Here is a 25,154-nt window from a genome sequence, read left to right as displayed (position 1 = left end):
GGTTGTGCGCCCCGGCCCGCCATCAGGGGCGTTTGGTACCGTGCTCGACGCCCCGGTGGTCTGGGCGACCCCACCTTGGAGGAGCGTCGTGCGCACGTTGACCCATGCCGAGTTCATGGAGATGCGGCGGTTCCCCGCACTCGACGGCCTGCGGGCGTTCGCGGCCGTGATCGTCGTCGTCTTCCACTTCGGCGGTGCCGAGTGGAAGTGGCTCTCCGGCTGGGTCGGGGTCTACCTGTTCTTCGTGCTCTCGGGCTTCCTGATCACCACGCTGCTGCTGCGCGAACAGGACCTCAAGGGCCGGATCTCGCTCAAGAACTTCTACATCCGGCGCGTCTTCCGGATCATGCCGCCGTACTTCGTGATCTTCGCCTTCATCATGGCGTTCTTCTACCTGCGCGGCGACTTCTTCACGATCCGGTACCCGGAGACGCTGAAGTACTACCTGCCGTTCATGAACGAGTTCCTGCCGGCGGGCATGGCGGGCGCGCCCAACGACTACTTCTCCGGGTCGTGGACGCTCGGCATCGAGCAGAAGTTCTACCTCGTGTGGCCGGCTTTGATGGTCGTCGCCGGTGTGGCCGCGGCACGTCGTCGCGTCTACATCGCGGTGGGTGCCATGGCCGTGCTCGTCGCCCTCATCCCGTTGACCGGCGGTTGGTACACGAACTACTCGATGAGCGCGCTCTACACGTCGTCGGTGCACTACGTGGTGCTGCTGGTCGGTGCGTTGCTGGCGATCGTCATGAACAGCAAGCGCCTCTACGCGTTCGTGCAGCCGTTGACGCACCCGCTGATCGCGCCGTTCGCGATGGTCGGGTTCGCGGTGCTGCACGTGAACATGGAGACGTTGTGGCACTCCACGGGCAACGCGGTGGTGCTGCTGCTCGGTTATGCGGTGCTGACGGCGATGCTGATCGTGTCGCTCATGAACCGCAACCCGGTGACGTGGGTGCTGTCGACCGCGCCGGCGCGGTTCGTCGGTGACCGGTCCTACTCGCTGTACCTGTTCCAGGGCATCGCGGGCTTCATGGTGGCCGGGCTGCTGCCGCGGTTCGCCGTCTACGGGACGTTGACCGCGCTCGTGGTGACGCTGGTGTCGTTGCTGCTGGCCGACGTGGTCTACCGCTGGGTCGAGCACCCGGCCATCGAGCTGGGCCGCCGCATCATCGCGCGCCGTTCGAAGAAGCCCGAGCCGGTCAACCCGCCGACCAAGGAAGTTCCGCCGGTCCCGGTCAACGCCTGAGGTGCAGTGGCCCGCCGTTCCCCTGCGCCGGCGGGCCGTCCGAAGACTCGCTGTGTTCGGTTGTGGCTCGGTAGAAGTCCAGGTCGTCCTCAGAGCGGTAGGGTCAGGACCGTGCCGATGCGCTCGAGCTCGCGGTGGTGCACGGCGAGCAGCACGGTGTCGTGCGGGCGGCGGAAGTGCAGCACCACGAAGTTCGGGTGCGGCGGGTCCTGGTCGATGATCTGCTCGACGCGACCTTCGGCGTCGCTGAAGATGATCCGCTCGTCCCAGATGATCTTGGTGGGCCCGAGGTACAGCTCACCTTCCTGCCACTCACCGTCCAGGAAGACGTCCGCGTCGCCCCGCGTGTGGTCCACGTCGGACGGACCGAAAGCCTCGCCGAGCACGCTCCCCAGGATCTCGAACAGAGCAGACATGACGATTCCCCCTTCGTTGCCACGAGAACGAGCTGGGCGCCCAGCTGGTTCCCGCAGGATCTCAGAGGTCTAGCCGAAGGGCTGGCCGGCTTCGCGCAGCCATTCGCGCTCGCGTGAGTGGTCCGGCATGGCGGGCCAGCCGTTGACCTTCGCGATCAGGACCCAGTACCGCTCGGCCCGCGGGTCCGCGAAGTCCGACAGCTCCCGGAGCCTCGCGACGAGTGTCTCGTCGTTCGGCAGGCCCAGCGCCTGCGCCCAGTTGGCGTTCACGCGTTCCACGACCCTGCGGGCCTCGGCGGACTCCGGCGCGACGCCGGCGTCGAGTGCCTCACGGGCCTGGGCGATCGCGAAGTTGAACGCCTCCATCTGGTCGCCCTGGGGCGGGCTGAGGTCAGCGCCCTCACGGCGCTTTTGCTCGTGCTGCTGGGACATCCGCTTCACGGCCGCGCGGAAGTCCGGGTCCTGCACGAGCTTCGCGAGCTCGACCCACGCTTCCAGCTGCTCGGTCGACGGGTCGTCCGGCAGCTCGATCCGCACGGACCGCATGTGCTGCTCGAACTGCGGGTCCAGCTCGTAGGGCCCGAACACCTCCTCGAAGAAGTCGTCGAGGATGCGCTGGCGCTCCTCGTCCGACATGCGTGCCAACTCGTTCATCAGTTCCATCTCCCCTCCCTTGGCGACGGCGCGCAGCACGGCTCGCCTGAGCCGCAACGTCTTCATCTGCGCGTCGATCGCGTCTGCGTGTGCACGCGCCACGTCGGTCACCGACACCTCACGGGCCAGCACCTTGCCGGCGGTCGGCAGGTCCACGCCCAGGTCTCTGAGCGTGCGGACGAGCTTCAGCCTCGCCACCGCGTCGGTGTCGTAGGTGCGGTAGCCGCCGGTGGTCCTGTCCACGGGCGGGATGAGGCCCGAGTCGGAGTAGAACCTGATGGTGCGGACGGTGAGTCCGGTCATCCTGGCCAGCTCGCCGATCTGGTAGCGCGTCACGAGACCTACTGTGAACCCTCCAGTTGCTGGAGGGTCAACCTGAACATCCGAACGGGTGGCGATCGCGACCGCCTTGCGGAAGCCTGACCGCGTCGGTATCGCCTGGGGGCAATCATCGATTTCGCGACCTTCGTCGAAGGTCTCTTCGGTGTGCGCCGGCCACATTTGGGGAACGAATGCGCGGTTCATCGCGTGCAGTGAGACTTGTCGTCGGAGGCGTCGTCGCCGCCGGCCTGTTCGGGCAGCACCGGCGAGCGCTGAGCCACCGGCTCCGGTGCTGTGCTTCAGCGGCCACGTCCAGGACGTCGGCCGGCAGCCTCTGAACTGCGACAACGATGGTGACTGGGCCTTCGCGGGCTCGACCGGTCAGGACCGCAGGCTCGAGGCCGTCCGCGTCACCGCCTACAACACCGGTGGCCTGACCTGCGTGCGGGCGCACGTCCAGGACCAGGGCTGGGATGCCGAGAAGTGCCTGCCGGACGGCCTGACCCCGGAGGTCGGGACGACCGGTCTGAACAGGCGGGTCGAGGCGCTCTCGTTCAGCAACGGCGCCCGTGGCCTGTGCGCGGAGGCCCACGTGCAGGACATCGGCTGGACGGGCGAGGACGGCAAGGCGGCAGGCGTCGTCACCACCCTCGGCACCACGGGCCGTGGCCTGCGACTGGAAGCCGTCCAGGCCGCGTTCCAGTAGGAGACACCGCGAGAACAAAGGGGCCCTCGCCCGCTTCACGCGGACGAGGGCCCCTCGGCGAACTACCTCAGTAGGTCATCGCGATGCCCGGCTCGGCCAGCAACGCGCCGACGTCGGCCAGGAACTGCGAACCCTGCTGCCCGTCCACCACGCGGTGGTCGAACGACAGCGCGAGCTGGCAGATCTTGCGGATCTTGATCTCACCGTCGACCACCCACGGCATGTCGCGGATCGCGCCCAGGGCGAGGATCGCGGACTCGCCGGGGTTGAGGATCGGCGTGCCGGTGTCGACGCCGAAGACGCCGACGTTGGTGATCGTGATGGTGCCGTTCATCATGTCGGCCGGCGCCGTCTTGCCCTCGCGGGCGACGGTGGCGAGCTCGTCGAGCGCGATCGCCAGTTCCTTCAACGACATCCGGTCGGCGTCGCGGACCTTCGGCACCACCAGGCCGCGCGGCGTGGCGGCCGCGATGCCCAGGTGGACGTAGTCCTTGTAGACGATCTCGTTCGCCGCCGCGTCCCACGTCGCGTTGACGTCGGGCGTGCGGCGGGCCGCGAGGACGATCGCCTTCGCGCAGAACGCGAGAGGCGTCAGCTTCACGCCGCGGAACTCCGGCGCGTTCTTCAGGCGTGCGCGCAGTTCCATCATCGGGGTGACGTCGACCGTCAGGAACTCGGTGACGTGCGGTGCGGTGAACGCGCTGTCCACCATCGCCTGCGCGGTCGCCTTGCGGACGCCCTTGATGGGCACCCGGCGTTCACGCGTGCCGTTGTCCACATAGGACGATGCTGCCGGAGCGGCGGCCGGGGCCGCCACCGCGGTCTCGACGTCCTCCCGCGTGATCACGCCGTTCGGGCCCGAGCCCGTGAGCGCGTGCAGGTCGACGCCGAGGTCCTTGGCCAGCTTGCGCACCGGCGGCTTGGCCAGCGGCACGTACCCACCGGGCGTCTGCACGGGAGCAGCGACCGCGACCGGAGCCGGGGGCGCCACGACGGGAGCAGGAGCGGGCGGGGCCACGACGGCCGCGGCCGGAGCGGCGGCGGGCGCGGAGTCCTTGCGGGCACGGCGCTTCGCGGCACCGGACTTCGGGCCGTAGCCGACGAGCGTCGCGATGCGCCCGCCCGGCATCTCCTCGCCGATCTTGCCGGACGAGGTGCCGTTCGCCTCTGCCGGAGCAGCGACGGGAGCGGGTGCGGCCGCGCCACCGGGGTCGGTGTCGATCGTGATGATCGGGACGCCGACCTCGACGGTCTGACCGGGCTCCGCGAGGAGCTCCGTCACGACGCCGGCCCACGGGCACGGCAGCTCGACGGCGGCCTTGGCCGTCTCGATCTCGACGATGATCTGGTTGACCGTGACGGTGTCACCGGGCTTGACGTGCCAGGTGAGGATGTCGGCCTCGGTCAGCCCCTCTGCCGTGTCGGGCAAGGGGAACTGCTTGAACTGCGGCATTTCCGGTTGTCCCCTTACCAGGCGAGAGAGCGGTCGACGGCGTGCAGCACCCGGTCGAGGTCGGGGAGGAACTCCTCCTCGAGCTTCGACGGCGGGTACGGGGTGTCGAAACCGGTCACCCGCAGCACCGGTGCCTGCAAGGAGTAGAAGCACTCCTGCTGGACCTTGGCTGCAATCTCGCTGCTGATCGAGGACTCGGACGGCGCCTCGGACACGACGATCAGACGGCCGGTGCGGCGCACCGAGTCGTAGACCGGCGCAAGGTCGAGCGGCGACAGCGTGCGCAGGTCGATGACCTCCAGCGAGGTCCCGTCCTCCGCGGCGGCCGCGGCGGCGTCCAGCGACGTGCGGACCATCGGGCCGTACGCCACGAGAGTCGCGTCCGTGCCCTGACGCAGCACGCGCGACTCGAAGAGCTTGCCGGGCTGGGCCGTGGTGTCGACCTCGCCCTTCTCGTAGTAGCGGCGCTTCGGCTCGAAGAACAGCACCGGGTCGTCGCTGTCGATCGCCTGCTGGATCATCCAGTACGCGTCGGCCGGGTTCGAGCACGAGACGACCTTGAGGCCGGCGGTGTGCGCGAAGTACGACTCCGGGGACTCCGAGTGGTGCTCGACCGCACCGATGCCGCCGCCGAACGGCACGCGGATCACGATGGGCAGCTTGATCTTGCCCTGGGTGCGGTAGTGCAGCTTCGCGACCTGCGACACGATCTGGTCGAAGCCCGGGAAGATGAAGCCGTCGAACTGGATCTCGCACACCGGGCGGTAGCCGCGGATCGCGAGGCCGACGGCCGTGCCGATGATGCCGGACTCCGCGAGCGGCGTGTCGAGCACGCGCTGCTCACCGAAGTCCTTCTGCAGACCGTCGGTGATGCGGAAGACGCCGCCGAGCTTGCCGATGTCCTCGCCCATCATGATGACCTTGGGGTTGGCCTCCATGGCCGCCCGCAAGCCCATGTTCAGAGCCTTGGAGATCGTGAGCGTCTGCACCGGGGACGCCGGGGCAGCGGCTGTGGAACGGTCCATGGTCGGAGCAGCCATCAGTGCTCACCTCCAGCAAAACCCGAGACGTAGTCGAGGAATTCGTCGCGCTGCGCGTCGAGGACGGGGCTGCCCTCGGCGTACACGTTGCTGAAGATCCGTTCAGCGGGCGGGTCGGGCATGTTCGTGCAGAACTCCCGCAGCTCCTCGCCCAGCTTGTCGGCGTCGGCCTCGACGCCCTCGAAGAACTCGTGGTCGGCCCACTGCTGGCGGACCAGGTAGACCTTCACGCGCTCGATCGGGTCCTTGAGCTTCCACATCTCGAGCTCGTCCGACAGGCGGTAGCGCGTCGGGTCGTCGGAGGTGGTGTGCGCGTCCATCCGGTAGGTGAACGCCTCGATCAGGATCGGGCCGTTGCCGTGGCGGCACTCGTCCAGCGCCCACTTCGTCACGGCGAGCGTCGCGAGGACGTCGTTGCCGTCGACGCGGATGCCGGGGAAGCCGTAGCCGCGGGCGCGCTGGTACAGCGGCAGGCGCGACTGGCGTTCGGTGGGCTCGGAGATGGCCCACTGGTTGTTCTGGCAGAAGAAGACGAGCGGCGCGTCGTAGACCGCGGCCCACACGAAGCCCTCGTGCACGTCACCCTGGCTGGTCGCGCCGTCGCCGAAGAAGCACATGGTGGCTTCTCCCTCGTCGTCGCCGACCTTGCCGTCGAACTTCTGGCCCATCGCGTAGCCGGCCGCGTTGAGGACCTGGTTGCCGATGACGATCGTGTACGGGTGGAAGCGCTTCTCGACCGGGTCCCAGGTGCCCTGGTCCGTGCCGCGGAAGATGCCGAGCAGCTCCGTCGGGTTGATCCCGCGCGTCCACGCGATGCCGTGCTCGCGGTAGCTCGGGAACGCCATGTCGGTCTGGCGCATCGCGCGACCGGCACCGATCTGCGCGGCCTCCTGACCGAGCAACGGCACCCAGATGCCGAGCTGGCCCTTGCGCTGCAGGGCGTTCGCCTCGCGGTCGACCCGGCGGATCAGGACCATGTCGCGGTACAGACCGCGCAGCTCCTCCGCCGTGATGTCGATGTCGAAGTCGGGGTGCTGGACCCGCTCACCCTCCGGAGTGAGGAGCTGGACCAGGTCGGCACCGCCCTCGTCTGTCGCTCGCAAGCCTGCGATCACCTGTTCCGCTGTCGGTTTTGCGGCAGTGGCGGCCGGCGCTGCATCCGGCTCAGGGTGCGTCCATTGCTCAGGGGACGACATGCGCCTTCTCCTCTGTCTTCTCCGACCGCCTGATCGCTCGTGACGACCTCGTGCGGCGACGTCGGCGGTCGCCGCCAACCCTGTGGGGCCGGAGGCAGCCGTCGACGGTGACGGTGGCTTACGACCACATCCTGACACGGCCTCACCCGAGTTGGTGAGACCCGTCCCACTTCGTAACACACGAGTCAACGTTCTGATCAGCGACAACAGTCGGAAGTTCGACCTTTTGTCCTCCGACTAGGCCGTCCGACTACCGGACGTCGCTGTCCCGGTTACCGATCGTTAACTTAGCTCGAGGTCTCAGGGATAGAGGCTACGGACGCGAGCGGAGGCGGAGTCGTGACAGGATCGAGAGGTGGACCGCTCAGTTGTGACCAGCACTGTCAGGGCGCTCTGGGACGACGACATCGTCCCGAGCCTGTCTCAGCTCGTCGCCGTGCCGGCGATCTCGCCCGCGTTCGATCCCGCCTGGGAAGAACACGGAGAGTTGGCCGCCGCGATCGAGCACGTGCGGCTCTGGATCGAGTCACGCGACCTGCCCGGAGCGACGCTCGAAGTCGTCCAACTGGCGGGACGAACCCCGCTGCTGGTGGTCGACGTCCCCGCGTCCGGCAACTCGGGCGACGACACCGTGTTGCTCTACGGACACCTGGACAAGCAGCCGCCGGTGGGCGGTTGGGGCGAAGGCCTCGGTCCGTGGACCCCGGTGCTGCGTGACGGACGTCTCTACGGTCGTGGCGCGGCCGATGACGGCTATTCCGGATATGCCGCAATCGCCGCGATCGAGGCCGTGCGCGCGGCGGGTGGCTCACACGCCCGTTGCGTCGTGCTGCTGGAGACCGGCGAGGAGTCGGGCTCGCCCGACCTGCCGGCGTACCTGGAGCACCTCTCCTCACAGCTGGGCCGCGTCGCCCTGGTCGTGTGCCTCGACTCGGGCGGCTCCGACTACGACCGCATGTGGCTGACGACGTCGCTGCGCGGGCTCGTGCAGGTCACGGCCACCGTGCGAGTGCTCGACGGCGGTCTGCACTCCGGCATGGCGTCGGGCATCGTGCCGTCGTCGTTCCGGATCGCGCGGCAGCTGCTGGACCGGATCGAGGACTCGGAGACCGGCGAGATCCTCGTGCCGGAGATGCACGTCGAGATCCCGGCGGGACGGCTGGCCGAGGTCCGCGAGGCCGTCGAGGCCGCGCCGGGCGCGCTGTGGGACCCGGTCCCGCGCGTCGGCGACCTGCAGCCGATGTCCTCCGACGAGGTCGAGCTGGCGCTGAACTCCGGCTGGCGGCCGACCCTGTCCGTCACCGGCGCCGAGGGCCTGCCGCTGCCGGACGACGCGGGCAACGTACTGCGGCCGTTCACCTCTCTCGTCCTGTCGTTCCGCCTGCCGCCGACCGCCTCGGCCGAGGCGGCTCTGGAGGCGGTGCGCGCGAAGCTCACCACCGACGTGCCCTACAACGCGACCGTGGAGCTCTCCCGCGTCGAGTCGGCCGACGGCTGGAACGCGCCCGAGCTGGCTCCGTGGCTGTCGGCCGTGCTGGACGAGGCCGGCAAGGAGATCTTCGGGGCGCCGTGGCGGACGGTGTCGCTCGGCGGGTCGATCCCGTTCATGGGGTTGCTGCACGAGGCGTACCCGGAGGCGCAGTTCGTGGTGACCGGTGTGATCGGGCCGGACTCGAACTGCCACGTGCCGGACGAGTGGCTGCACCTGGCGCACGCGGCCCGCGTCACCGAGGCGATCGCCCTGGTGCTGGACGCGCAGTCGAAGCAGAGCTGAACTCCTCCAGCAACGCCAGACCTGTGGCCGGGTTGCTCCCCGCGTAGCGACGCGCTCTCGCGAGTGCGTCGACCTGCGCGGGGACGACCTCGGCCAGGTCGTTCGTGAAGTGGTCGCGGACGGCGGCGAGGAACGCGATCCGTGCCGCCGCCCTGTCCGCGAGATCACCGATCGCGGTGTGCTCCTTCGCGTAGGAGGCCTGCACGCGTTCGCGCAGAACGTGCAGGTCCGGGTCCGGATCGACGAGCACGCGCAGCAGTTTCGTCACGCCGTCGCGGTCGTCCAACGCCGTCAGCGCGTCGCTCGTCGTCTTGCACACCCTGTCCAGCTCGTCGGTGATCAGCTTCTCGGCCACGTCCACCAGTGAGGTGCCCCGCGGCTGCCGCACGATCGCGCGGGCCGAGCGGGTGAGCTGCCGGGCGAGTCCCCCGGAGAACGCGTAGGCGAGCGCCACGAACACCTCGGGCAGCCCGTCGACCGACCTGCTGATCAGACCGCGGGCGAGCTGGAAGTCCAGGTAGTCGACCCGGACGACCTCGTCGAACGAGCTGTCGAAGACGCTGCGCAGCCCCATGCCGGCGAGCTCGAAGTCGTGCTGGGCCTCGGTGGACACCGACATCAGGTAGTAGCAGCCGGGCACGTCGAACACGGCCTTGATCTCGTTGAGGAACCTGCGGGCGGGCTCTCCCGCACCGATGCGGTCGATCTCGTCGATGGCGATCACCACGCGCACCGGGTCCAGCGTGCGGGCGACGGTGCGGACGAACTCGCGGAAGTCGTCCACCACCTCGGGATAGGTCGGCGGGCGGCCCGCCAGGCTGGTCGCGCGCTTGTAGGCCAGCTCGGCACCCCGGAACCCGAACTTGCCGCTCGTCTCCCCGGTGACGGTCTGGACGTACGCGATGTCGCGGAGACCGCGCTGCGCCGACCTCGCCAGCAGGCGCCGTTGGTCGGGCCGGGCCCACCAGCGGCGCCGGAGGACCGAGGGAGCGGTGTCGCGGAGGTGGGCGAGCACCGCGTGGCAGGCCTGCGCGTAGAGGTGCAGCACGAACTCGCGCGGGACGTAGTCGACCGGTGCCGCGACCAGCACGGTCAGGTCCGCGGCCTGGCCCTGCCGGCGGTAGGCGCCCTGGCAGAAGGCCCTCAGCAGGTTGGTCTTGCCGGAACCGCGCGGTCCCGCGAGCGCGAAGCTGCCGCCGTCGAGGGAGTCGACCAGCTCGGCCAGCTCCCTGCCCGCCGGCACCGGCTGGTGGCTGATCAGCGACCCGCCCCGGTGCAGGTTCCGCGCGTCGTTGAACCTCAGCTCGGTGCCGGGCACGATCCGGGTGCCGCCCAGCTCGGCTCGCAGCGCGGGCAGCACGCCGGCGTTCACCATCGCGGACCGCCATTCCACGAGCGCCCGGTTCGCCGCAGCGGACTTGGCGGCGAGCATCGCCGGTGGCAGGAGGACGTTGAGGGCTTCGATCAGCAAGCCTCCGACCCAGACGAGCCCGACGCCGAGCGGAAAGGTGGCGAACAACCAGGGCCAGGGGCCCACGACCAGCGCGACGACGTTCGCGGCGAGCGCGAGGAGGGTGACCCCGCCCAGCGCCAGAACCCCGCAGAACCACGCGATCGTCCTGCCGACCACGCCCAGGTACGAAACCCCGAGCACGACCGCGGCGATTCCGGCGGCGGCCACCGTGTAGCTGACCAGGGGCAGTGCGGGGTTGCCGTTGACCCCGTACTTGAACACCAGCCGCACCAGCACGCTCTCGGTCAGCGGAATCACGAAGAGCACGAGGAAACGCCAGAGGAACGGATGCTTCTTCGCGGAACGAACCACCGAGCGTGCGCGCACGGTCTCGACGCTGAGCTCCGCGTAGCGGTCGTGCTGGGCACGCGCCGAAGCGACGATCCACGGCTTGGCGTCCCGCAGCACCGCCCGCAACGCCTCGGGATCACCAGGCGGTTCCCCGTGCTCGCCCGGCCGCAGTGCCGTCTCCACGGCCTGCTCGAAGACCTCGTCCTCGGTCATCCGTGCATCGTGCGCTCGTTCGGACACGATCGAAATGCGCCGTTCAGGTCACCGTTCCAGCCGCTGTCGAGTGAGCTAGGACTCAACCGAGACCTGGGCCCGACCAGCCGTCCGAACCCGTATCCCACACTGGGCCGATGGGCGAACAAGCGGAACGGGCGCGTCTCGCGGAGTCGGAGAACCCGACCTCGCCGTGGCGGCTGTGGGGGCCGTACCTGTCGGGTCGCCAGTGGGGCACGGTCCGCGAGGACTACTCGCCCGAAGGTGACGCGTGGGCCTCGTTCCCGTTCGACCACGCCCGTTCGCGCGCCTACCGCTGGGGCGAGGACGGCATCGCCGGCATCTGCGACGTGCACGGGTTCATGAACTTCGCCGTCGCCCTGTGGAACGGCAAGGACCCGTTCCTCAAGGAGCGGTACTTCGGCCTCGCCAACGAAGAGGGCAACCACGGCGAGGACGTCAAGGAGCACTGGTGGGTGACCGACGGGACGCCCACGCACTCCTGGATGCAGGTGCTCTACCGGTATCCGCAGCGCGAGTTCCCGTACGAGCAGCTGCGGGAGATGGCGCGGAACGCGGGACGGGAGAACCGCGAGCCCGAGCTGTCCGACACCGGGGTGCTCGACGAGAACCGGTTCTTCGACGTCCAGGTCACGTACGCGAAGGCCGAGACGGACGACATCTGCATCGAGATCAGCGCGACGAACCACGGGCCCGAGGACGCGCCGTTGCACCTGCTGCCGCAGCTCTGGTTCCGCAACACGTGGGCGTGGGGGCGGGACCAACGGCCGTGTCAGCTCGTCGCGAGCACCACGGCCGGACGGAAGGTCACGGCTGACCACGGCAACCTCGGCCGGTACACGCTTCATCTGGACGACCGGCCGTCGATGCTCATGACGGACAACGAGAGCAACGAGGTCGCGCTCTTCGGGGCCGAGCGCAACCCGTCGCCGTGGGCCAAGGACGGCATCTGCGACTACGTGGTGCGCGGCAGCACCAGCGCGTGCCAGGTCGTCGGACCGGACGAGACGGGAGTGGCCGGCACGAAGTTCGGTGCCTGGTACTCGTTCGACCCGGTGGAGCCGGGCGAGACGGTGACGATCCGGCTGCGGCTCATCAGCGGCGACGGGCACCTGGACCCGTTCGGGCCGAGCTTCGCGGAGACCATGGCGGCCCGCAAGCGGGAGGCCGACGAGTTCCACGACGCCATCGCCCCGCAGACGAGCCCCGAGGAGAAGCACGTGCTGCGGCGCGCGCTCGCAGGTCTCATGTGGACGAAGCAGCACTACCGGTTCCGCACGCGCGACTGGCTCGACGGTGACCCGACGAAGCCCGAGGCGCCCAGCTCACGGCGGACGCCCCAGGCGCGCAACGTGCACTGGCGGCATCTCGACGTCGCCGACGTGATCTCGATGCCGGACGAGTGGGAGTACCCGTGGTTCGCGGCGTGGGACCTCGCGTTCCACACGATCCCGTTCACGCTGGTCGACCCGGCGTTCGCGAAGGAGCAGCTGCTGCTGTTCTGCCGTGAGTGGATGATGCACCCGAACGGCCAGATTCCCGCCTACGAGTGGGAGTTCGGCGACGTCAACCCTCCGGTGCACGCGTGGGCGGCGCTGCAGGTCTACCGCGCGGACGGCAGCCGGGACCGCGGGTTCCTCGCGAAGATCTTCCACAAGCTGCTGCTGAACTTCTCGTGGTGGGTCAACCGCAAGGACGCCGACGGCAGCTACCTGTTCGAGGGCGGGTTCCTCGGCATGGACAACATCGGGCCGGTCAACAGGTCCGAGCCGATGCTCGGCGAGTGGCGGCTGGAGCAGTCCGACGCCACGTCGTGGATGGCCGCGTACAGCCTGCACCTCATGCAGATCGCGCTGGAGCTGGCGCGCGACGACGAGTCCTATGAGGACGTCGCGACGAAGTTCGTCGAGCACTTCCTGTCGATCGCGGAGGCGTTCACGCACTTCGGGTCGCACGGCGGCGGGATCTGGCACGACGAGGACGGCTTCTGCTACGACCGGGTCTCGCGGCGCCGTCCCGACGGCGGTGTCGAGTCCGAGCCGGTGCGCGTGCGATCGATGGTCGGCCTGATCCCGTTGCTGGCCTCGGCGGTGCTGGAACCGTGGGTCCTCGAGGAGCTGCAGGGGTTCACGAGCCGCCTCGACCACCTGCTCAAGCGCCGGCCCGAGCTGCGGCAGTTCATCACGTTCCACTACGAGCGCGGCGCGTTCGTGTCGCTGCTGGACGAGACCAAGCTCAAGCGCGTGCTGCACCGGATGCTCGACGAGCAGGAGTTCCTGTCGCCGCACGGGATCCGCAGCCTCAGCGCCGCCCATCGCGAGGGCCTCGAGGTCAAGGTCGCGGGCCAGGACCACCGCATGGGCTACGAGCCGGGCGAGTCGCACACGCCGATGTTCGGCGGCAACTCGAACTGGCGCGGCCCGATCTGGCTGCCCACCAACGCGTTGCTGGTGGAGGCGCTGCGCACGGTCTGCACGTTCCACGACGGCATGTTCCAGGTCGAGATGCCGACGCACTCCGGGCGCTGGGCCACCGCGGGGCAGGTCGCGGACGAGCTGAGCGACCGGCTCGTCGGGCTGTTCCTGCCCGACCACGACGGGCGACGGCCGTCGGACGGCAAGCGGATCGAGGCCTCCGAGTCACCGCTTTGGCGCAGGCACGTCACCTTCAGCGAGTACTTCGACGGGGACACGGGTGAGGGTCTCGGCGCGACCCATCAGACCGGCTGGACCGCTCTGGTGGCCGGTCTGATGACCGAAAGAACACGCTGACCAGCACCGTCGTGATCAAATCCTGATCAAGGAGACACTCGCGGATCGTAATTATCCGTGTGCAATACGTGAAGAAGTTGTGTGATCTGGACCAAACCGCGCAAGATTTTGCGATCAACAAGGCGATTTGACGCAGGATCATTGCAAGGCAGTGGCCTGTAACACGCACGTGCTGTCCACCACGTCACCCGAGTGGCAGGATCCCGTTCACTCGTCCGCGACAGTTACGAGGAGTGACGCAGTGGCTCGTCGACCCAGGCACGTGCTCGCCCTGCTGCCCGCAGCGGCCCTAGCGCTGACCGCGCTCGCCGGTTGCGCGACGAGCACCAACAGCGGTGGTGGCACCACCGACGGTGGCATCAAGCTTGTCAAGGAAGGCAAGCTCGTCACCTGCACGCACCTTTCCTACAAGCCCTTCCAGTACACGGACGGCGACAAGACCGTCGGCTTCGACGTCGACCTGGTCGACCTCATCGCTGACGAGCTGAAGGTGAAGCAGGAGATCTTCGACACCCAGTTCGAGACGATCACGTCTGGTGCGAGCTTCAACGCGAACCAGTGTGACCTCGCCGCGGCGGGTATGACGATCAAGGAAGAACGCAAGCAGGCGATCGACTTCTCCGACCCGTACTTCGAGGCCACGCAGGCGCTGCTGGTCAAGAAGGACTCTCCGATCAAGGCGCTGGCGGACCTCAAGGGCAAGAAGATCGGCGTCCAGCAGGACACCACCGGCGAGATCTACGCGAACGACAACAAGGCCGCCAACGGCTACGAGGTCATCCAGTTCGAGGACCTCCCGCTGATGGAGACCGCCGTGCGCACCGGCGCCGTCGACGCCGCGATCAACGACAACGGCGTGCTCCTGGACTACGCCAAGGAGTTCCCGGACACCGTCGTCTCCGCCGAGTTCAACACGAACGAGCAGTACGGCATCGGCATCAAGAAGGGCAACACCGCTCTGACCACCAAGGTCAACGAGGTCCTGAAGAAGGCCAAGGAGAGCGGCAAGTACGACGAGATCTACAAGAAGTGGTTCGGCAAGGCGCCGGAGAAGAAGTAGCGATCTCGAGCTGACGGGGCGGCGGACGACGCCGCCCCGTTCGCGTCCGAACCACATCCGCTAGGAGCCAGACATGGCGCTGTCCAAGCGCAAGCGGGCCGAATACTTCCGGTACTCGCAGTACTCGCTGCTCGTCGTGATCGCCCTCGTGATCGCGTTCCTCGCCGACTGGGAACAGATCCGCACAGCGTTCTTCAACTTCAAGACGATGGGGGAGATGTTCCCCAACGTCATCACCATCGCGTTGAAGAACACCCTCATCTACACGGCGCTCGGCTTCGCCTTCGGCCTCGCGCTGGGCCTGGTCCTCGCGTTGATGAAGCTCTCGTCGATCGCGCCGTACCGTTGGATCGCGACGATCTACATCGAGTTCTTCCGCGGTATCCCGGCCCTGCTGGTGTTCATCGGCCTGGCGTTCGGCGTGCCGCTCGCGTTCCAGATCCAGTTCGACATCTACTCCACGGTCATGCTGGCGCTCGGCATCGTCGGTGCCGCCTACATGGCCGAGACGATCCGCGCCGGCATCCAGGCCGTGCCCAAGGGACAGGTCGAGGCGGCCCGGTCGCTCGGCATGTCGCAGGGCCGCGCGATGATCACCATCGTGATCCCGCAGGCGTTCCGGATCATCCTGCCGCCGCTGACCAACGAGCTGATCCTGCTGACCAAGGACTCCTCGCTGATCTACATCATCGGACTGGCGCGCGACCAGTACGAGCTGACCAAGTTCGGCCGGGAGACGCTGAGCCGCAGCCCGTCTCTCACCCCGATCCTCGTGGTCGGCCTCTGCTACCTGATCATCACGTTGCCCCTCGGGTACCTTTCGCGGTATCTGGAGCGCCGCTCCGGCGGGAAGAAGGTGTCCGTCCTGTGAGCGAGATCAGTGTCGAGATCACCGGCCTGAAGAAGTCGTTCGGCTCGCTGGACGTCCTCAAGGGCATCGACGTCACGGTCAACCGCGGCGACGTGGTCTGCATCATCGGCCCGTCGGGTTCCGGCAAGTCGACGTTGCTGCGCTGCGTCAACCTGCTCGAGGAGCCGAACGCCGGCAAGATCGTCGTCAACGGTGTCGAGCTGACCGACCTGGACGTCGACATCGACCTGGCGCGCACGAAGATCGGCATGGTCTTCCAGTCGTTCAACCTGTTCGCGCACCTGAACGTCCTCGCCAACCTCACCGTCGCGCAGCGCAAGGTGCTCAAGCGCAGCGAGAAGGAGGCGCAGGAGATCGCCCTGCGCAACCTCGACCGCGTGGGGTTGAAGGAGAAGGCCAACTCGATGCCGGCGCAGCTCTCCGGCGGCCAGCAGCAGCGCGTGGCGATCGCCCGCGCGCTGTCGATGGACCCGGACGTGATGCTGTTCGACGAGCCGACCTCGGCCCTCGACCCCGAGCTCGTCGGTGACGTGCTCGGCGTCATGCGCCGGCTCGCCGACGAGGGCATGACGATGCTGGTCGTGACGCACGAGATGCAGTTCGCCCGCGAGGTCGCCGACAAGGTGATCTTCATGGACGGCGGCTACATCGTCGAGGAGGGCCCGGCGGCCGAGGTGATCGGCAACCCGCAGGAGACGCGCACCCAGGAGTTCCTGGCCCGCGTGCTCGACCCGACGCACCACGGCCCGAGCGACCCGGTCTAGGGACCTAGGTCTGTGGCGAGGGGGAAGGTCGCCGCGGCCGACGTGCTGCGGGGGCTGTTGGGGGAGAACGACAACTCTGGTGGTGGCGGGTGGAGGTTGCCTCGGCGCAAGCCGAGCACCCCACCCGTCATCCGCGTCGTGGACCGGGTGGTCACCGACGTCCTCGACCTGCGCGCGGTCGAGGTCCCGTACGTGCTGGAGTTCGAGCGCTGCCAGTTCGAGGCGGCACCGGACCTGCGGCAGGCGAACCTCGCCGGCATCTCGTTCACCGACTGCGACCTGCCCGGTCTCGAGGCGCGGAACCTGAGCAGCAGCAACGACGTCTCGTTGCTCGACTGCCGCGTCTCCGGCCTGACCGACCTCACCGACGCGGAGATCGCGGGCTCGGTCCTGTTGCGGGACACCAGGTTCAGCGTGCCCGGCGAGCTGTGCCTGCACGGTGACCGGCTGACGGTCGCGGGCGCGTTGCTCGGGTTCGGCATCGTCACCGAGGGCGAGGTGCGGTTCGCGGGCGCGCGCATCGGCGGCAACGTCAACCTCGGCAGCGCCGTGCTGGAGAACGCCGACGGCTTCACTTTGAACGGCAACGGCATGCAGGTCGGCGGCAACTTCCTCGGCGCGTTCACCTCGCACGGCGTCGTGTTCCTCGCCAACGCGCGCATCAGTTCGACGATGTCGTTCAGCGGCGCGACGCTCTCGCGCGGGCCCGACTTCAAGGACAGCAGCGACCCGCACGCCGACCCGTCCGCGACGCTCTTCCTCGACCGCGTGGACGTGTCCGGCGACCTGGAGCTCGATCGCGGGTTCACGAGCCAGGGCACCATCCGCGCGGTGAACGCTAAGATCGGCGGCACGTTGTCGCTGGCAGAGGCTGTGCTGGACGCGGTCTCGCCGCCCTCCGTCGGCACCGACCCGACCGGCTCGGGCCGCGCGTTGCACGTCGACGGCGCGGAGATCGGCGGTGACGTCGTCGGGCGCGGCGTGCAGATCAAGGGCCAGCTGCGGATGGTCGACACCCACGTGCGCGGCAGCATCACCATCGAACGGGCCACTGTGGACAATCCGGCCGCGGATGCCGTGCTGGCCAACCGTTCCCAGATCGGCAGCAACTTCGTGGTGCGCGAGTCGGAGGTGTCCGGCGGCCTGGAGCTGCGCGGCATCACCGTCGGCGCGAACCTCGACCTGCGCGGCAGCCGGTTGGTCAAGCCGGGCAGGTACCGGCACCAGCCGCGTGAGAAGCCGTCGCTCGACATCGGCGGTGCCACGATCGGCCGCGACCTCATCTGCGCGCGGGGTGACAAGGAGTTCGTCGCTCACGGCGGCGTGCGATGCCGTCGCGCGGTGATCGGCCGCATGGCGAACTTCAACGGCGCGGTGCTCGGCTACAAGCTCGACAGCCACGCGTTGAACGCCATGGGCATGCAGGTGCAGGAGCTGATGCTCAACGTCGTGTCGCCGCCCAAGGGTCTCGTGACGCTGCGGCAGGCGCGCTGCACGTCGTTGGACGACAACGAGAACTTCTGGAACACCACGGGTTTCATCGACCTCGACGACTTCCGCTACGACTCGCTCGCGTACCCGATCGACCTGCGCGACGACGACCAGGTGCAGCGGCGGCTGCGCTGGCTGCGGCAGGCGATGCGGCGCAGCTACCACCCGCGCCCGTACGACCAGTTCGCCGAGATGCTGACCTCGGCGGGCAACGAGGAGCACGCCTCGACCGTGCTGATCGAGAAGCAACGCCTGCGGTACAAGGCGGTCGCCGAGGGCATGCGGTTCTTCGGCCCGTTGGTGCTGCTGTGGAGCTTCCTGCAACGGTCGATGGTCGGCTACGGCTACCGGCCGGCGCGGGCGCTGGGGTGGCTGATCGCGGCGTGGGTCGTCGGCAGCATCTGGTTCCAGGTCAAGGGACCGCTGGTCGAGATCAACGACGACGACCACCTGCCGTGGAACGCGTGGCTCTACACGATCGACCTGGTGGTGCCGATCGTCGACTTCGGCAACAAGAACCGCTGGCAGACGCCGGGTGCGTCGCAGTGGATCGCGTCGGGGCTGATCGTGACGGGCTGGATCCTGGCGACGACCGTGGCGGCCGGTCTGACGCGGATGCTCAAGCGCTAGGTTTTTCTCCACCATCGTGGGATTTCGCCCACCGATGAATGGTGGTGCGATCGTCCGGTGATCGCCGCCGAGTCCACCGAACTGTTCGTCGGACCTCGGACCGCGCTGCTGCAGGTGGTGCGGTTGACCTCGCCCACGTTGGCCGGGCCGGTGCACGCGCACGTCTCCGGGCCCGGGCTGCACTCGCCGCGGCACGGCGGATCGCTGGCGCTGGGGCCGTTCGGCTACGAGCTCGCGGTGGACGTGTCCGAGCACCAGCCCGGTGCCGTGGTGCCCGCCCAGGCCGTCGTGCGGTCTGACGCCGGCGAGGAGTCGTGCACGTTCTCGCTGGTCGTGGGCTCGCCGGGGTGGACGGTGCACCTCGTCGGGCACGTCGCGGGTGATGCGCCGTTCGACGCGCTGCGGGCACACCTGGACCTGGCGCTGACCGATCCCGCGTACCGGTTCGCGGTGACGTCCGTGGAGCTGTTGCAGCCGTACTGGGACATGTTCCCGCAGCACCGCTCGTCGCTGCTGCGGCTGATCTCCGAGGGCCGCGTCGAGGTGGTCGGGTCGGAGTCCAATGTGGTCGGTGTGACGCCGGTGCTGTCGTCGCTGCCGGCCGGGCCGTCGCTCGCTGCCTCGTCGCTCGGTGAGGCCGAGCGGTCGGTGTACTCGTCGTTCCTGGAGCTGCGGTCCAGAGCTCTCGCACCGCACGTGATGCTGCCGGTCGGTGCCGCCCGTGACGCTCCGAACCCGTGGGTGACGGCGATCCATCACGACTGGAGCGCGCGCTACACGTGGCCGCGGATCGTCTGCTCGTTGCCGCGCGACTACTACGTGCGCGGCTCTGTGCCCGTGCCTTCTGCTCCTCTGGACGACTCGCCTGCTGCTGTGTTCGCGTCGCACGCGGCTCGGCTCACCGGGGCGTCGTTCCCGGCCGCCGCTCTCTCCCGCGCTGCTCTGGCGCACCCGCGAGAGGCCTTCGACCTGCGGTCCGAGATCATTTCGCGGTCCTTGGAGGCGTTGACGTCCTCTGTGGACTCGTCGGTGGTCGTGTGGAACCCGCTGTCTTCGGCCTGTACCGACGTCGTGTCCGTGCATCTGCCGGTGGAGCGCAACGTGCACGTGGAGTTCGACGGTGCCGTGCTGCCGACGTTGGTGGACGGCGTGACCGTGACGTTCCTGGCGCGCGATGTGCCCGCACGCGGGTGGCGCACGTACGAACTGGTCGAGGACGATGTCGATCACGGCTGGCAGCGCGGCTTCGGCACCGAGATCGCGTCCACTCACTACGTCCTGTCGTACGACCCGATCGCCTCCCTCGTCGCCGTCGACGGTCCTGCGATGGAGGCACCTCGTCTGGTCGGGCCGATCAGCGTGTGGCACAGCGAGGTCGGCGAGCGGATGGTCGGCTCCACGACCTTCACGCTGTGGCACGAGGTCGACCACCTCGGCCCGTCGTCGCTGCACGCCGTGGTCGGTTCCCGATCGCCCGCCAGCGGCACGCTGCCCTCCGTGGAGGCGCGGCCGGCGTTGGCCGGTCCGCCGCTCGGGCCCGTCTCACCTGCGGTGACCCCGGTGTTCGCGCGCTACTGGCTGCACGAGCCGGCGCCGTTGGGCGGACTTGCGGCGAACGTCCACCTGGAGGTGCTCGGTCCGACCCGGCTGCGTGTGGTGGCGGTGTCGGACGGCCCGGAGTTCTCCGGCCTCGTCCGGCTCTCGCTGCCCGAGGGCTGGACGGCGTCGTGGACGGAACTGCCGGTGTCGCTGCCGGCCGGTGGTCACGTGTCGGCCGAGGTGCGGCTGGAGGCGCCGCGCACGCCGGGCTGCCACCCGGTGCGCGCGACGGTGGAGGGTCTGCCGTTCGAGGTGTACGACGTGGCGCTGCTGACCGTCCCCGAGTGGGACGCCGACGACCCGGTCGAGGTGCTGTGGGTGGCGTCGACGCCTTCTCACGTGTCGGTGCGGCCTGGCGAGTCGTCTCCGGTGCGAGTGGTCGTGGCCTCCGGCGCCCACGGCGACCTACCGGTTCAGGCCCGTCTGCTGTCGCCGCGTTCGTCGTGGGAGGTCGCCGGCCCGTTCTGCGTGGGCGGGTCGCTACCGGCACAGGGCCGCCTGCCGCTCGACTTCACGCTCTCCGCACCCGCCTGGGCCACCCCGGGCACGTGGCCCGCCGTGGTGCGCGTGACCGCGGGTGACCTGGTGCGGACCACTGCGCCCATCCGCCTCGAAGTGGCTGGTTAAGCTGGCTCACCGTGACTGATCTGGTGCTGGCACTGGACTTCGGCGGCACCAAGATCGCCGCCGCCCTGGTGGACCCCTTCGGCGCCGTGGTGCGCTCCGCACGCGTGCCGACGCCGTCCGCGAACCCTTGGGACGCCGTGGTTTCGGTGATCTCGTCGGTGGTCCAGGACTCGGCCGTCGCGGGCGTGGGCATCGCGTCGGCGGGTCCGGTGGACGCCGTGGCCGGCACCGTCTCCCCGATCAACGTGCCCTCGTGGCGGGCGTTCCCGCTGCGCGAGTCGGTGGCGTCGCTGTTCCCGGCCGTGCCGGTCGAGCTCGCGGGCGACGGCGTGTGCATGGCGCTCGGCGAGCACTGGCGTGGTGCCGGGCAGGGCAGCAGGTTCATGGTCGGGCTGGTCGTGTCGACCGGTGTCGGGGGCGGGCTGGTGCTGGACGGGCGGCCGTTCGGCGGACGTACCGGCAACGCGGGGCACATCGGGCACGTCGTGGTGGAGCCGGAAGGGCTGCCCTGCACGTGTGGCGGGCGTGGGTGCGTGGAGACCGTGGCCAGCGGTCCGCGGATGGTGGCCTGGGCCCGGCGGGCCGGGTGGCAGGCGCCGGATGACGCGGACGCTGCTCTGCTGGCCGCGGCCGCGCTGTCCGGTGAGGAGATTCCGCTGGTGGCGTTCGAGCGGGCCGGGCGGGCGGTCGGGGTGGCCATCGCCGGGGCGGCCGCGGTGTGCGACCTGGAGCTGGCCGTGGTCGGAGGTGGCGTGGCTCAGGCCGGGGAGCTGTTGTTCGAACCGGTTCGGCGGGCTTTGACGGCGCACGCCGGGTTGTCCTACCTGGACGGGCTGGAGGTCCGGGCCGCCGAGCTGGGTGGGGAGGCCGGGCTGGTGGGGGCGGCGGCCCTGGTGCGGCAGACCGTCTGATCGGCGGTCAGACCGCTTGGCGGGTGTGGCGGAGCGGGGACTCCACTCGGGCCACTGTGATGCCTGCCGCCTCCAGGGCCGCGCGGACGGCCCTGGCCACCTCCACGGCGTTCGGGGTGTCGCCGTGGACGCAGATCGAGTCCGCCTGGATGCGGACCGGGCGGCCCGAGACGCTGCGCAGCCAGCCCTCCGTCGCCAGCTGCACGCAGCGGGCCGCAATCTCCGCCGGGTCGCGCAGCACCGCTCCTGGTTCCGAGCGGGGGACCAGGGTGCCCGACGAGGTGTAGGCGCGGTCCGCGAAGGCCTCGTGCCAGATCCGCAGGCCCGCCACCGAGGCTCGTTTCAGCCAGACCGCTCCTGGTGGGCCCAGGACTGCGAGGGTGGGGTCGAAGAGGCGGACCGCGTCCACCACGGCGTCCGCCTGGGCCTCGTGGCGGACGAGGGCGTTGTAGAGGGCGCCGTGCGGTTTCACGTACGAGAGCCGGGTGCCTGCCGCTCGCGCGAACGTCGCCAGGGCGCCCAGTTGGGCCAGGACCTCGTTGGTCAGGGTGTCCGGGGCCACGTCGATGAAGCGGCGGCCGAAGCCCGGTAGGTCTCGGTAGCCGACGTGGGCGCCTATCGCCACGCCTGCCGCTGCGGCCTGGACGCAGGTCTCCCGCATCGTGTCGGCGTCGCCCGCGTGGTAGCCGCAGGCGATGTTCGCGCTGGTCACGACGGCCAGCAGCGCCTTGTCGTCTCCCAGGGTCCAGTGGCCGAAGCCCTCACCCAGGTCCGCGTTCACGTCCATGGCCGTCCTCCCCCTCGTGGCGCGCCTGTTGGATTGTGGGATTGTTGAACGATTCTACGATAGTGCAATAGAACGATCCTGCAAATAGACTGCCGAGGTGACCGAGACGTGGGTGTCGACGCTGGCCCAGAACAAGGCTGATCTGGAGCGCGCGAGCACCGCGCAGAAGGTCGCCGACATGCTGCGCGAGCGGGTGCTCGACGGTGAGCTGGAGCCGGGCCTGCGTCTGAGCGAGGAAGCGATCGGCGGGGCCCTCGGCGTCAGCCGCAACACGCTCCGCGAGGCGTTCCGGCTGCTCACCCGCGACCGGATCCTGGTCCACGAGCACAGCCGCGGGGTCTTCGTCCGCCGCCCGACCGGCGCCGACGTCCGCGACCTCTACGCCGCGCGCCGGGTGATCGAGTGCGGCTCGCTCCGGCTCTGGAACGACGTCACCGACGCGCAGCGGGAGGCCGTGCGGGCACCGGTCCGCCAGGCCGTGGCACGCGCCGAGAAGAACGACTTCAGCAAGACCGGCAGCGCGAACATCCAGTTCCACCGCGGCATCGTCGGCCTCGCCGGCAGCACCCGCCTGAGCGACGAGTCCGACCGCCTCTTCGCCGAGCTCATGCTCGCGTTCCGCGTCGCGCACGAGGTCGACGCCTTCCACCAGACGTACCTGCCGTGGAATCGCAGGATCGTTGAACTGTTGAACAACGGCACGGTCGACCAGGCCGTCCAGCAGCTCGACGAGTACTTCGACGCCGCCGAAAAGGACCTCGTCAGCCGTCTCCTGGCGGATTAGTCCAAAGAGAACGTTAAGTCGAAGGCAACGATTGCGATCACGTAGCTGACGACTCCGTCGAGCAGGCCTAACATCCGCGCAACACCGCGTACACGGAGGGCCACCATGCCGTCGGATCACAAGACCGGCTTGCGCTGGAGCAACTGGAACCTGCTGCTGATACTTCCGCTGTTCATGCTCATCACGCCGTGGTTCAACATGGACGAACCCAGGATCTTCGGGTTGCCGTTCTTCTACTGGTACCAGTTCCTGTTCGTCCCGCTCGGCGTCGTGTGCGTCGGCCTCGTCTACGTCAAGACCAAGGACGAGCCCGTGGTCACCGGCAAGCCGGACAAGCTCGGCGTTGACGACCTGGACGAGGGAGCGAACTGATGCAGTGGACCGAGCTGATCGTTTTCAGCGCTCTCTTCCTGCTCGTCACGGTCATGGGCTTCCTGGCCGCGCGATGGCAGAAGGGCGACACCCTCGAACACCTCGACGAGTGGGGCCTCGGCGGTAGGAAGTTCGGCAGCTGGATCACGTGGTTCCTGGTCGGTGGCGACCTCTACACCGCGTACACCTTCGTCGCGGTGCCGGCGCTGATGTTCGGCGCGGGCGCTCTCGGCTTCTACGCCCTGCCGTACACGATCATCCTGTACCCGCTGGTCTTCCTGCCGCTGGTGCGGATGTGGTCGGTCAGCCGCGTGCACGGGTACGTCACGCCCGCCGACTTCGTGAAGGGCCGCTACGGCTCGCACTGGCTGGCGTTGATCATCGCGGTCACCGGCATCGTCGCGACCATGCCCTACATCGCGCTGCAGCTCGTCGGCCTCGAGGCCGTGCTGCGGTCCATGGGGCTCAACGGTTCCGGCATCCTCGGCCACCTGCCGCTGTTCGTCGCGTTCCTGATCCTCGCGCTCTACACCTACCAGTCGGGCCTGCGGGCGCCGGCGCTGATCGCGTTCGTCAAGGACATCCTGATCTACCTGGTGATCCTCGTGGCGATCATCTACCTGCCGTCGAAGTTCGGCGGCTGGGGCGAGATCTTCAACGACGCGCAGGCCAAGTTCGACGCGACGCCCAGCAAGACCGACGGCATCCTGCTGACCGGCACGAACCAGCTGCAGTACGCCACGCTGGCACTCGGGTCCGCGCTCGCGCTGTTCCTCTACCCGCACTCGCTGACCGGCATCCTCGCGAGCCGCGGCCGCAACGTCATCAAGCGCAACATGGTCGCGCTGCCGGCGTACTCGCTGCTGCTGGGTCTGCTGGCACTGCTGGGCTTCGTCGCGATCAGTGCGGGCACCAAGCCGATCGTCAACCAGGCGACCGGCCGTCCCGACACCAACACGATCGTGCCCGAGCTCTTCGGCGCGAACTTCCCGTCGTGGTTCGCGGGCATCGCGTTCGCGGCCATCGGCATCGGCGCGCTGGTGCCGGCGGCGATCATGTCGATCGCGGCGGCGAACCTGTGGACGCGCAACGTCTACAAGGAGTACATGAAGAAGAACGCCACTCCGGCGGAGGAGGCCAAGCAGGCCAAGCTCGCCAGCCTGGTGGTGAAGTTCGGCGCCGTCGCGTTCATCGTGTTCGTCGACCCGCAGTTCTCGATCGACCTGCAGCTCATGGGCGGCGTGATGATCCTGCAGACGCTGCCGGCGGTCGCGATCGCGCTCTACACGCGCTGGTTCCACGTGTACGCCCTGGTCGCCGGCTGGGTCGCGGGCATGGGCTACGGCATGTGGCTGCTCTACAACATCGGCAACCCGGCCATCAACAAGGCGCACTTCGCCGGGTCCGCGCTGCCGCTGGGCAACATCTCGATCTTCGGATGGCATCCCTTCGGCGGCTCGACGACGCAGATCTACGTCGGCATCGTCGCGCTGTTCGTCAACCTCCTGGTCGCGGTGGTCGTCACGCTGATCGCCAAGAAGGCCAAGTGGTTCAACGGCACGGACCAGACCGACCCGTCGGACTACCACGTCGACGAGGACAACCCGAGGGTCAAGCCCATCGCTGCCCACTGAGACGAAGTC

At 68.8% G+C, this 25,154-nt stretch carries 20 protein-coding genes; 13 read left to right on the top strand and 7 right to left on the bottom strand.

Annotation, left to right across the window (positions count from 1 at the left end):
* Positions 1 to 88: 88 nt before the first annotated feature.
* Complete coding sequence (locus ACWF7A_RS12190) at positions 89 to 1,246, top strand: acyltransferase family protein (RefSeq protein ID WP_452250477.1); 1,158 nt, start codon at positions 89 to 91, stop codon at positions 1,244 to 1,246.
* Positions 1,247 to 1,335: 89 nt separating this feature from the next.
* On the opposite strand, the gene ACWF7A_RS12185 is transcribed toward ACWF7A_RS12190, so the two are convergent.
* Together ACWF7A_RS12185 and ACWF7A_RS12180 are read right to left on the bottom strand one after the other, a co-directional pair.
* The gene (locus tag ACWF7A_RS12185) at positions 1,336 to 1,662 is read right to left on the bottom strand and encodes a hypothetical protein (RefSeq protein ID WP_452250476.1); all 327 of its coding nucleotides are present in this window, start codon (positions 1,660 to 1,662) and stop codon (positions 1,336 to 1,338) included.
* Between the two features lie 69 nt (positions 1,663 to 1,731).
* On the bottom strand, positions 1,732 to 2,652 hold the full coding sequence (locus tag ACWF7A_RS12180) for a helix-turn-helix domain-containing protein (protein WP_452250475.1): 921 nt from the start codon (positions 2,650 to 2,652) through the stop codon (positions 1,732 to 1,734).
* A gap of 274 nt (positions 2,653 to 2,926) precedes the next feature.
* Here ACWF7A_RS12180 and ACWF7A_RS12175 point away from each other — a divergent pair, with 274 nt between their 5' ends.
* Complete coding sequence (locus ACWF7A_RS12175) at positions 2,927 to 3,343, top strand: hypothetical protein (protein ID WP_452250474.1); 417 nt, start codon at positions 2,927 to 2,929, stop codon at positions 3,341 to 3,343.
* Positions 3,344 to 3,410: 67 nt separating this feature from the next.
* Here ACWF7A_RS12175 and ACWF7A_RS12170 read toward each other — a convergent pair whose 3' ends face one another.
* From ACWF7A_RS12170 to pdhA, 3 genes are read right to left on the bottom strand one after another with little or no spacing between them, the layout of a single operon-like run.
* Positions 3,411 to 4,796, bottom strand: coding sequence for a dihydrolipoamide acetyltransferase family protein (locus tag ACWF7A_RS12170; RefSeq protein WP_452250473.1), 1,386 nt, complete (start codon positions 4,794 to 4,796; stop codon positions 3,411 to 3,413).
* 14 nt (positions 4,797 to 4,810) lie between these two features.
* The gene (locus tag ACWF7A_RS12165; RefSeq protein WP_452250472.1) at positions 4,811 to 5,836 is read right to left on the bottom strand and encodes an alpha-ketoacid dehydrogenase subunit beta; all 1,026 of its coding nucleotides are present in this window, start codon (positions 5,834 to 5,836) and stop codon (positions 4,811 to 4,813) included.
* A complete protein-coding gene (gene pdhA / locus ACWF7A_RS12160; protein WP_452250471.1) occupies positions 5,836 to 7,032 on the bottom strand; it encodes a pyruvate dehydrogenase (acetyl-transferring) E1 component subunit alpha in 1,197 nt (398 codons plus the stop codon). Before pdhA ends, ACWF7A_RS12165 begins: the two co-directional genes overlap by 1 nt.
* Before the next feature lie 370 nt (positions 7,033 to 7,402).
* Between pdhA and ACWF7A_RS12155 the strand changes: the two genes are divergently transcribed.
* Positions 7,403 to 8,806 carry a M20/M25/M40 family metallo-hydrolase gene (locus tag ACWF7A_RS12155; RefSeq protein WP_452250470.1) on the top strand — a complete coding sequence of 468 codons (1,404 nt, stop codon included), beginning with the start codon at positions 7,403 to 7,405 and terminating at the stop codon, positions 8,804 to 8,806.
* Here the strand turns inward: ACWF7A_RS12155 and ACWF7A_RS12150 are convergent.
* Positions 8,757 to 10,823: a hypothetical protein gene (locus ACWF7A_RS12150; RefSeq protein WP_452250469.1), complete on the bottom strand. Its 2,067-nt coding sequence runs from the start codon at positions 10,821 to 10,823 to the stop codon at positions 8,757 to 8,759. The two genes, ACWF7A_RS12155 and ACWF7A_RS12150, sit on opposite strands and share 50 nt — an antisense overlap.
* Positions 10,824 to 10,960: 137 nt before the next feature.
* On the opposite strand from ACWF7A_RS12150, the gene ACWF7A_RS12145 reads away from it, so the two are divergent.
* The 7 genes from ACWF7A_RS12145 (at position 10,961) to ACWF7A_RS12115 (ending at position 21,568) form a co-directional block, all read left to right on the top strand.
* Entirely contained in the window at positions 10,961 to 13,615 is a 2,655-nt protein-coding gene (locus tag ACWF7A_RS12145; RefSeq protein WP_452250468.1) for an MGH1-like glycoside hydrolase domain-containing protein, read from the top strand.
* 241 nt (positions 13,616 to 13,856) lie between these two features.
* On the top strand, positions 13,857 to 14,675 hold the full coding sequence (locus ACWF7A_RS12140; protein WP_452250467.1) for an ABC transporter substrate-binding protein: 819 nt from the start codon (positions 13,857 to 13,859) through the stop codon (positions 14,673 to 14,675).
* Between the two features lie 73 nt (positions 14,676 to 14,748).
* Entirely contained in the window at positions 14,749 to 15,546 is a 798-nt protein-coding gene (locus ACWF7A_RS12135; protein ID WP_452250466.1) for an amino acid ABC transporter permease, read from the top strand.
* Entirely contained in the window at positions 15,543 to 16,310 is a 768-nt protein-coding gene (locus ACWF7A_RS12130; RefSeq protein ID WP_452250465.1) for an amino acid ABC transporter ATP-binding protein, read from the top strand. The genes ACWF7A_RS12135 and ACWF7A_RS12130 overlap by 4 nt, the downstream gene beginning before the upstream one ends.
* 12 nt (positions 16,311 to 16,322) lie before the next feature.
* Positions 16,323 to 18,431 carry a hypothetical protein gene (locus ACWF7A_RS12125; protein WP_452250464.1) on the top strand — a complete coding sequence of 703 codons (2,109 nt, stop codon included), beginning with the start codon at positions 16,323 to 16,325 and terminating at the stop codon, positions 18,429 to 18,431.
* A 57-nt stretch (positions 18,432 to 18,488) separates the two neighbouring features.
* Complete coding sequence (locus tag ACWF7A_RS12120; RefSeq protein ID WP_452250463.1) at positions 18,489 to 20,657, top strand: NEW3 domain-containing protein; 2,169 nt, start codon at positions 18,489 to 18,491, stop codon at positions 20,655 to 20,657.
* Positions 20,658 to 20,668: 11 nt separating this feature from the next.
* Complete coding sequence (locus ACWF7A_RS12115) at positions 20,669 to 21,568, top strand: ROK family protein (protein WP_452250462.1); 900 nt, start codon at positions 20,669 to 20,671, stop codon at positions 21,566 to 21,568.
* Positions 21,569 to 21,575: 7 nt separating this feature from the next.
* Here ACWF7A_RS12115 and ACWF7A_RS12110 read toward each other — a convergent pair whose 3' ends face one another.
* The gene (locus tag ACWF7A_RS12110) at positions 21,576 to 22,355 is read right to left on the bottom strand and encodes a LamB/YcsF family protein (protein ID WP_452250461.1); all 780 of its coding nucleotides are present in this window, start codon (positions 22,353 to 22,355) and stop codon (positions 21,576 to 21,578) included.
* Between the two features lie 97 nt (positions 22,356 to 22,452).
* Here ACWF7A_RS12110 and ACWF7A_RS12105 point away from each other — a divergent pair, with 97 nt between their 5' ends.
* The 3 genes from ACWF7A_RS12105 to mctP all read left to right on the top strand — a co-directional run bounded on the left by ACWF7A_RS12105 (position 22,453) and on the right by mctP (position 25,145).
* Positions 22,453 to 23,139 carry a GntR family transcriptional regulator gene (locus tag ACWF7A_RS12105; protein WP_452250460.1) on the top strand — a complete coding sequence of 229 codons (687 nt, stop codon included), beginning with the start codon at positions 22,453 to 22,455 and terminating at the stop codon, positions 23,137 to 23,139.
* Between the two features lie 105 nt (positions 23,140 to 23,244).
* The gene (locus tag ACWF7A_RS12100; RefSeq protein ID WP_189157431.1) at positions 23,245 to 23,511 is read left to right on the top strand and encodes a DUF3311 domain-containing protein; all 267 of its coding nucleotides are present in this window, start codon (positions 23,245 to 23,247) and stop codon (positions 23,509 to 23,511) included.
* Positions 23,511 to 25,145, top strand: coding sequence for a monocarboxylate uptake permease MctP (gene mctP / locus ACWF7A_RS12095; RefSeq protein ID WP_452250459.1), 1,635 nt, complete (start codon positions 23,511 to 23,513; stop codon positions 25,143 to 25,145). Before ACWF7A_RS12100 ends, mctP begins: the two co-directional genes overlap by 1 nt.
* The last annotated feature ends 9 nt before the right edge of the window (positions 25,146 to 25,154 follow it).

The sequence above is a fragment of the Lentzea sp. NPDC055074 genome (assembly GCF_053608005.1).
Note: the sequence above shows the minus strand (reverse complement) of the source record. Positions and strands in the feature narration are given on the sequence as shown.

Excerpts from the sequence above, each read along its gene's own strand:
- ACWF7A_RS12185 (WP_452250476.1), bottom strand. The coding sequence starts at position 1,662 with ATGTCTGCTCTGTTCGAGATCCTGGGGAGCGTGCTCGGCGAGGCTTTC.
- ACWF7A_RS12170 (WP_452250473.1), bottom strand. The coding sequence starts at position 4,796 with ATGCCGCAGTTCAAGCAGTTCCCCTTGCCCGACACGGCAGAGGGGCTG.
- ACWF7A_RS12165 (WP_452250472.1), bottom strand. The coding sequence starts at position 5,836 with ATGGCTGCTCCGACCATGGACCGTTCCACAGCCGCTGCCCCGGCGTCC.
- pdhA (WP_452250471.1), bottom strand. The coding sequence starts at position 7,032 with ATGTCGTCCCCTGAGCAATGGACGCACCCTGAGCCGGATGCAGCGCCG.
- ACWF7A_RS12150 (WP_452250469.1), bottom strand. The coding sequence starts at position 10,823 with ATGACCGAGGACGAGGTCTTCGAGCAGGCCGTGGAGACGGCACTGCGG.
- ACWF7A_RS12145 (WP_452250468.1), top strand. The coding sequence starts at position 10,961 with ATGGGCGAACAAGCGGAACGGGCGCGTCTCGCGGAGTCGGAGAACCCG.
- ACWF7A_RS12135 (WP_452250466.1), top strand. The coding sequence starts at position 14,749 with ATGGCGCTGTCCAAGCGCAAGCGGGCCGAATACTTCCGGTACTCGCAG.
- ACWF7A_RS12110 (WP_452250461.1), bottom strand. The coding sequence starts at position 22,355 with ATGGACGTGAACGCGGACCTGGGTGAGGGCTTCGGCCACTGGACCCTG.
- ACWF7A_RS12100 (WP_189157431.1), top strand. The coding sequence starts at position 23,245 with ATGCCGTCGGATCACAAGACCGGCTTGCGCTGGAGCAACTGGAACCTG.
- mctP (WP_452250459.1), top strand. The coding sequence starts at position 23,511 with ATGCAGTGGACCGAGCTGATCGTTTTCAGCGCTCTCTTCCTGCTCGTC.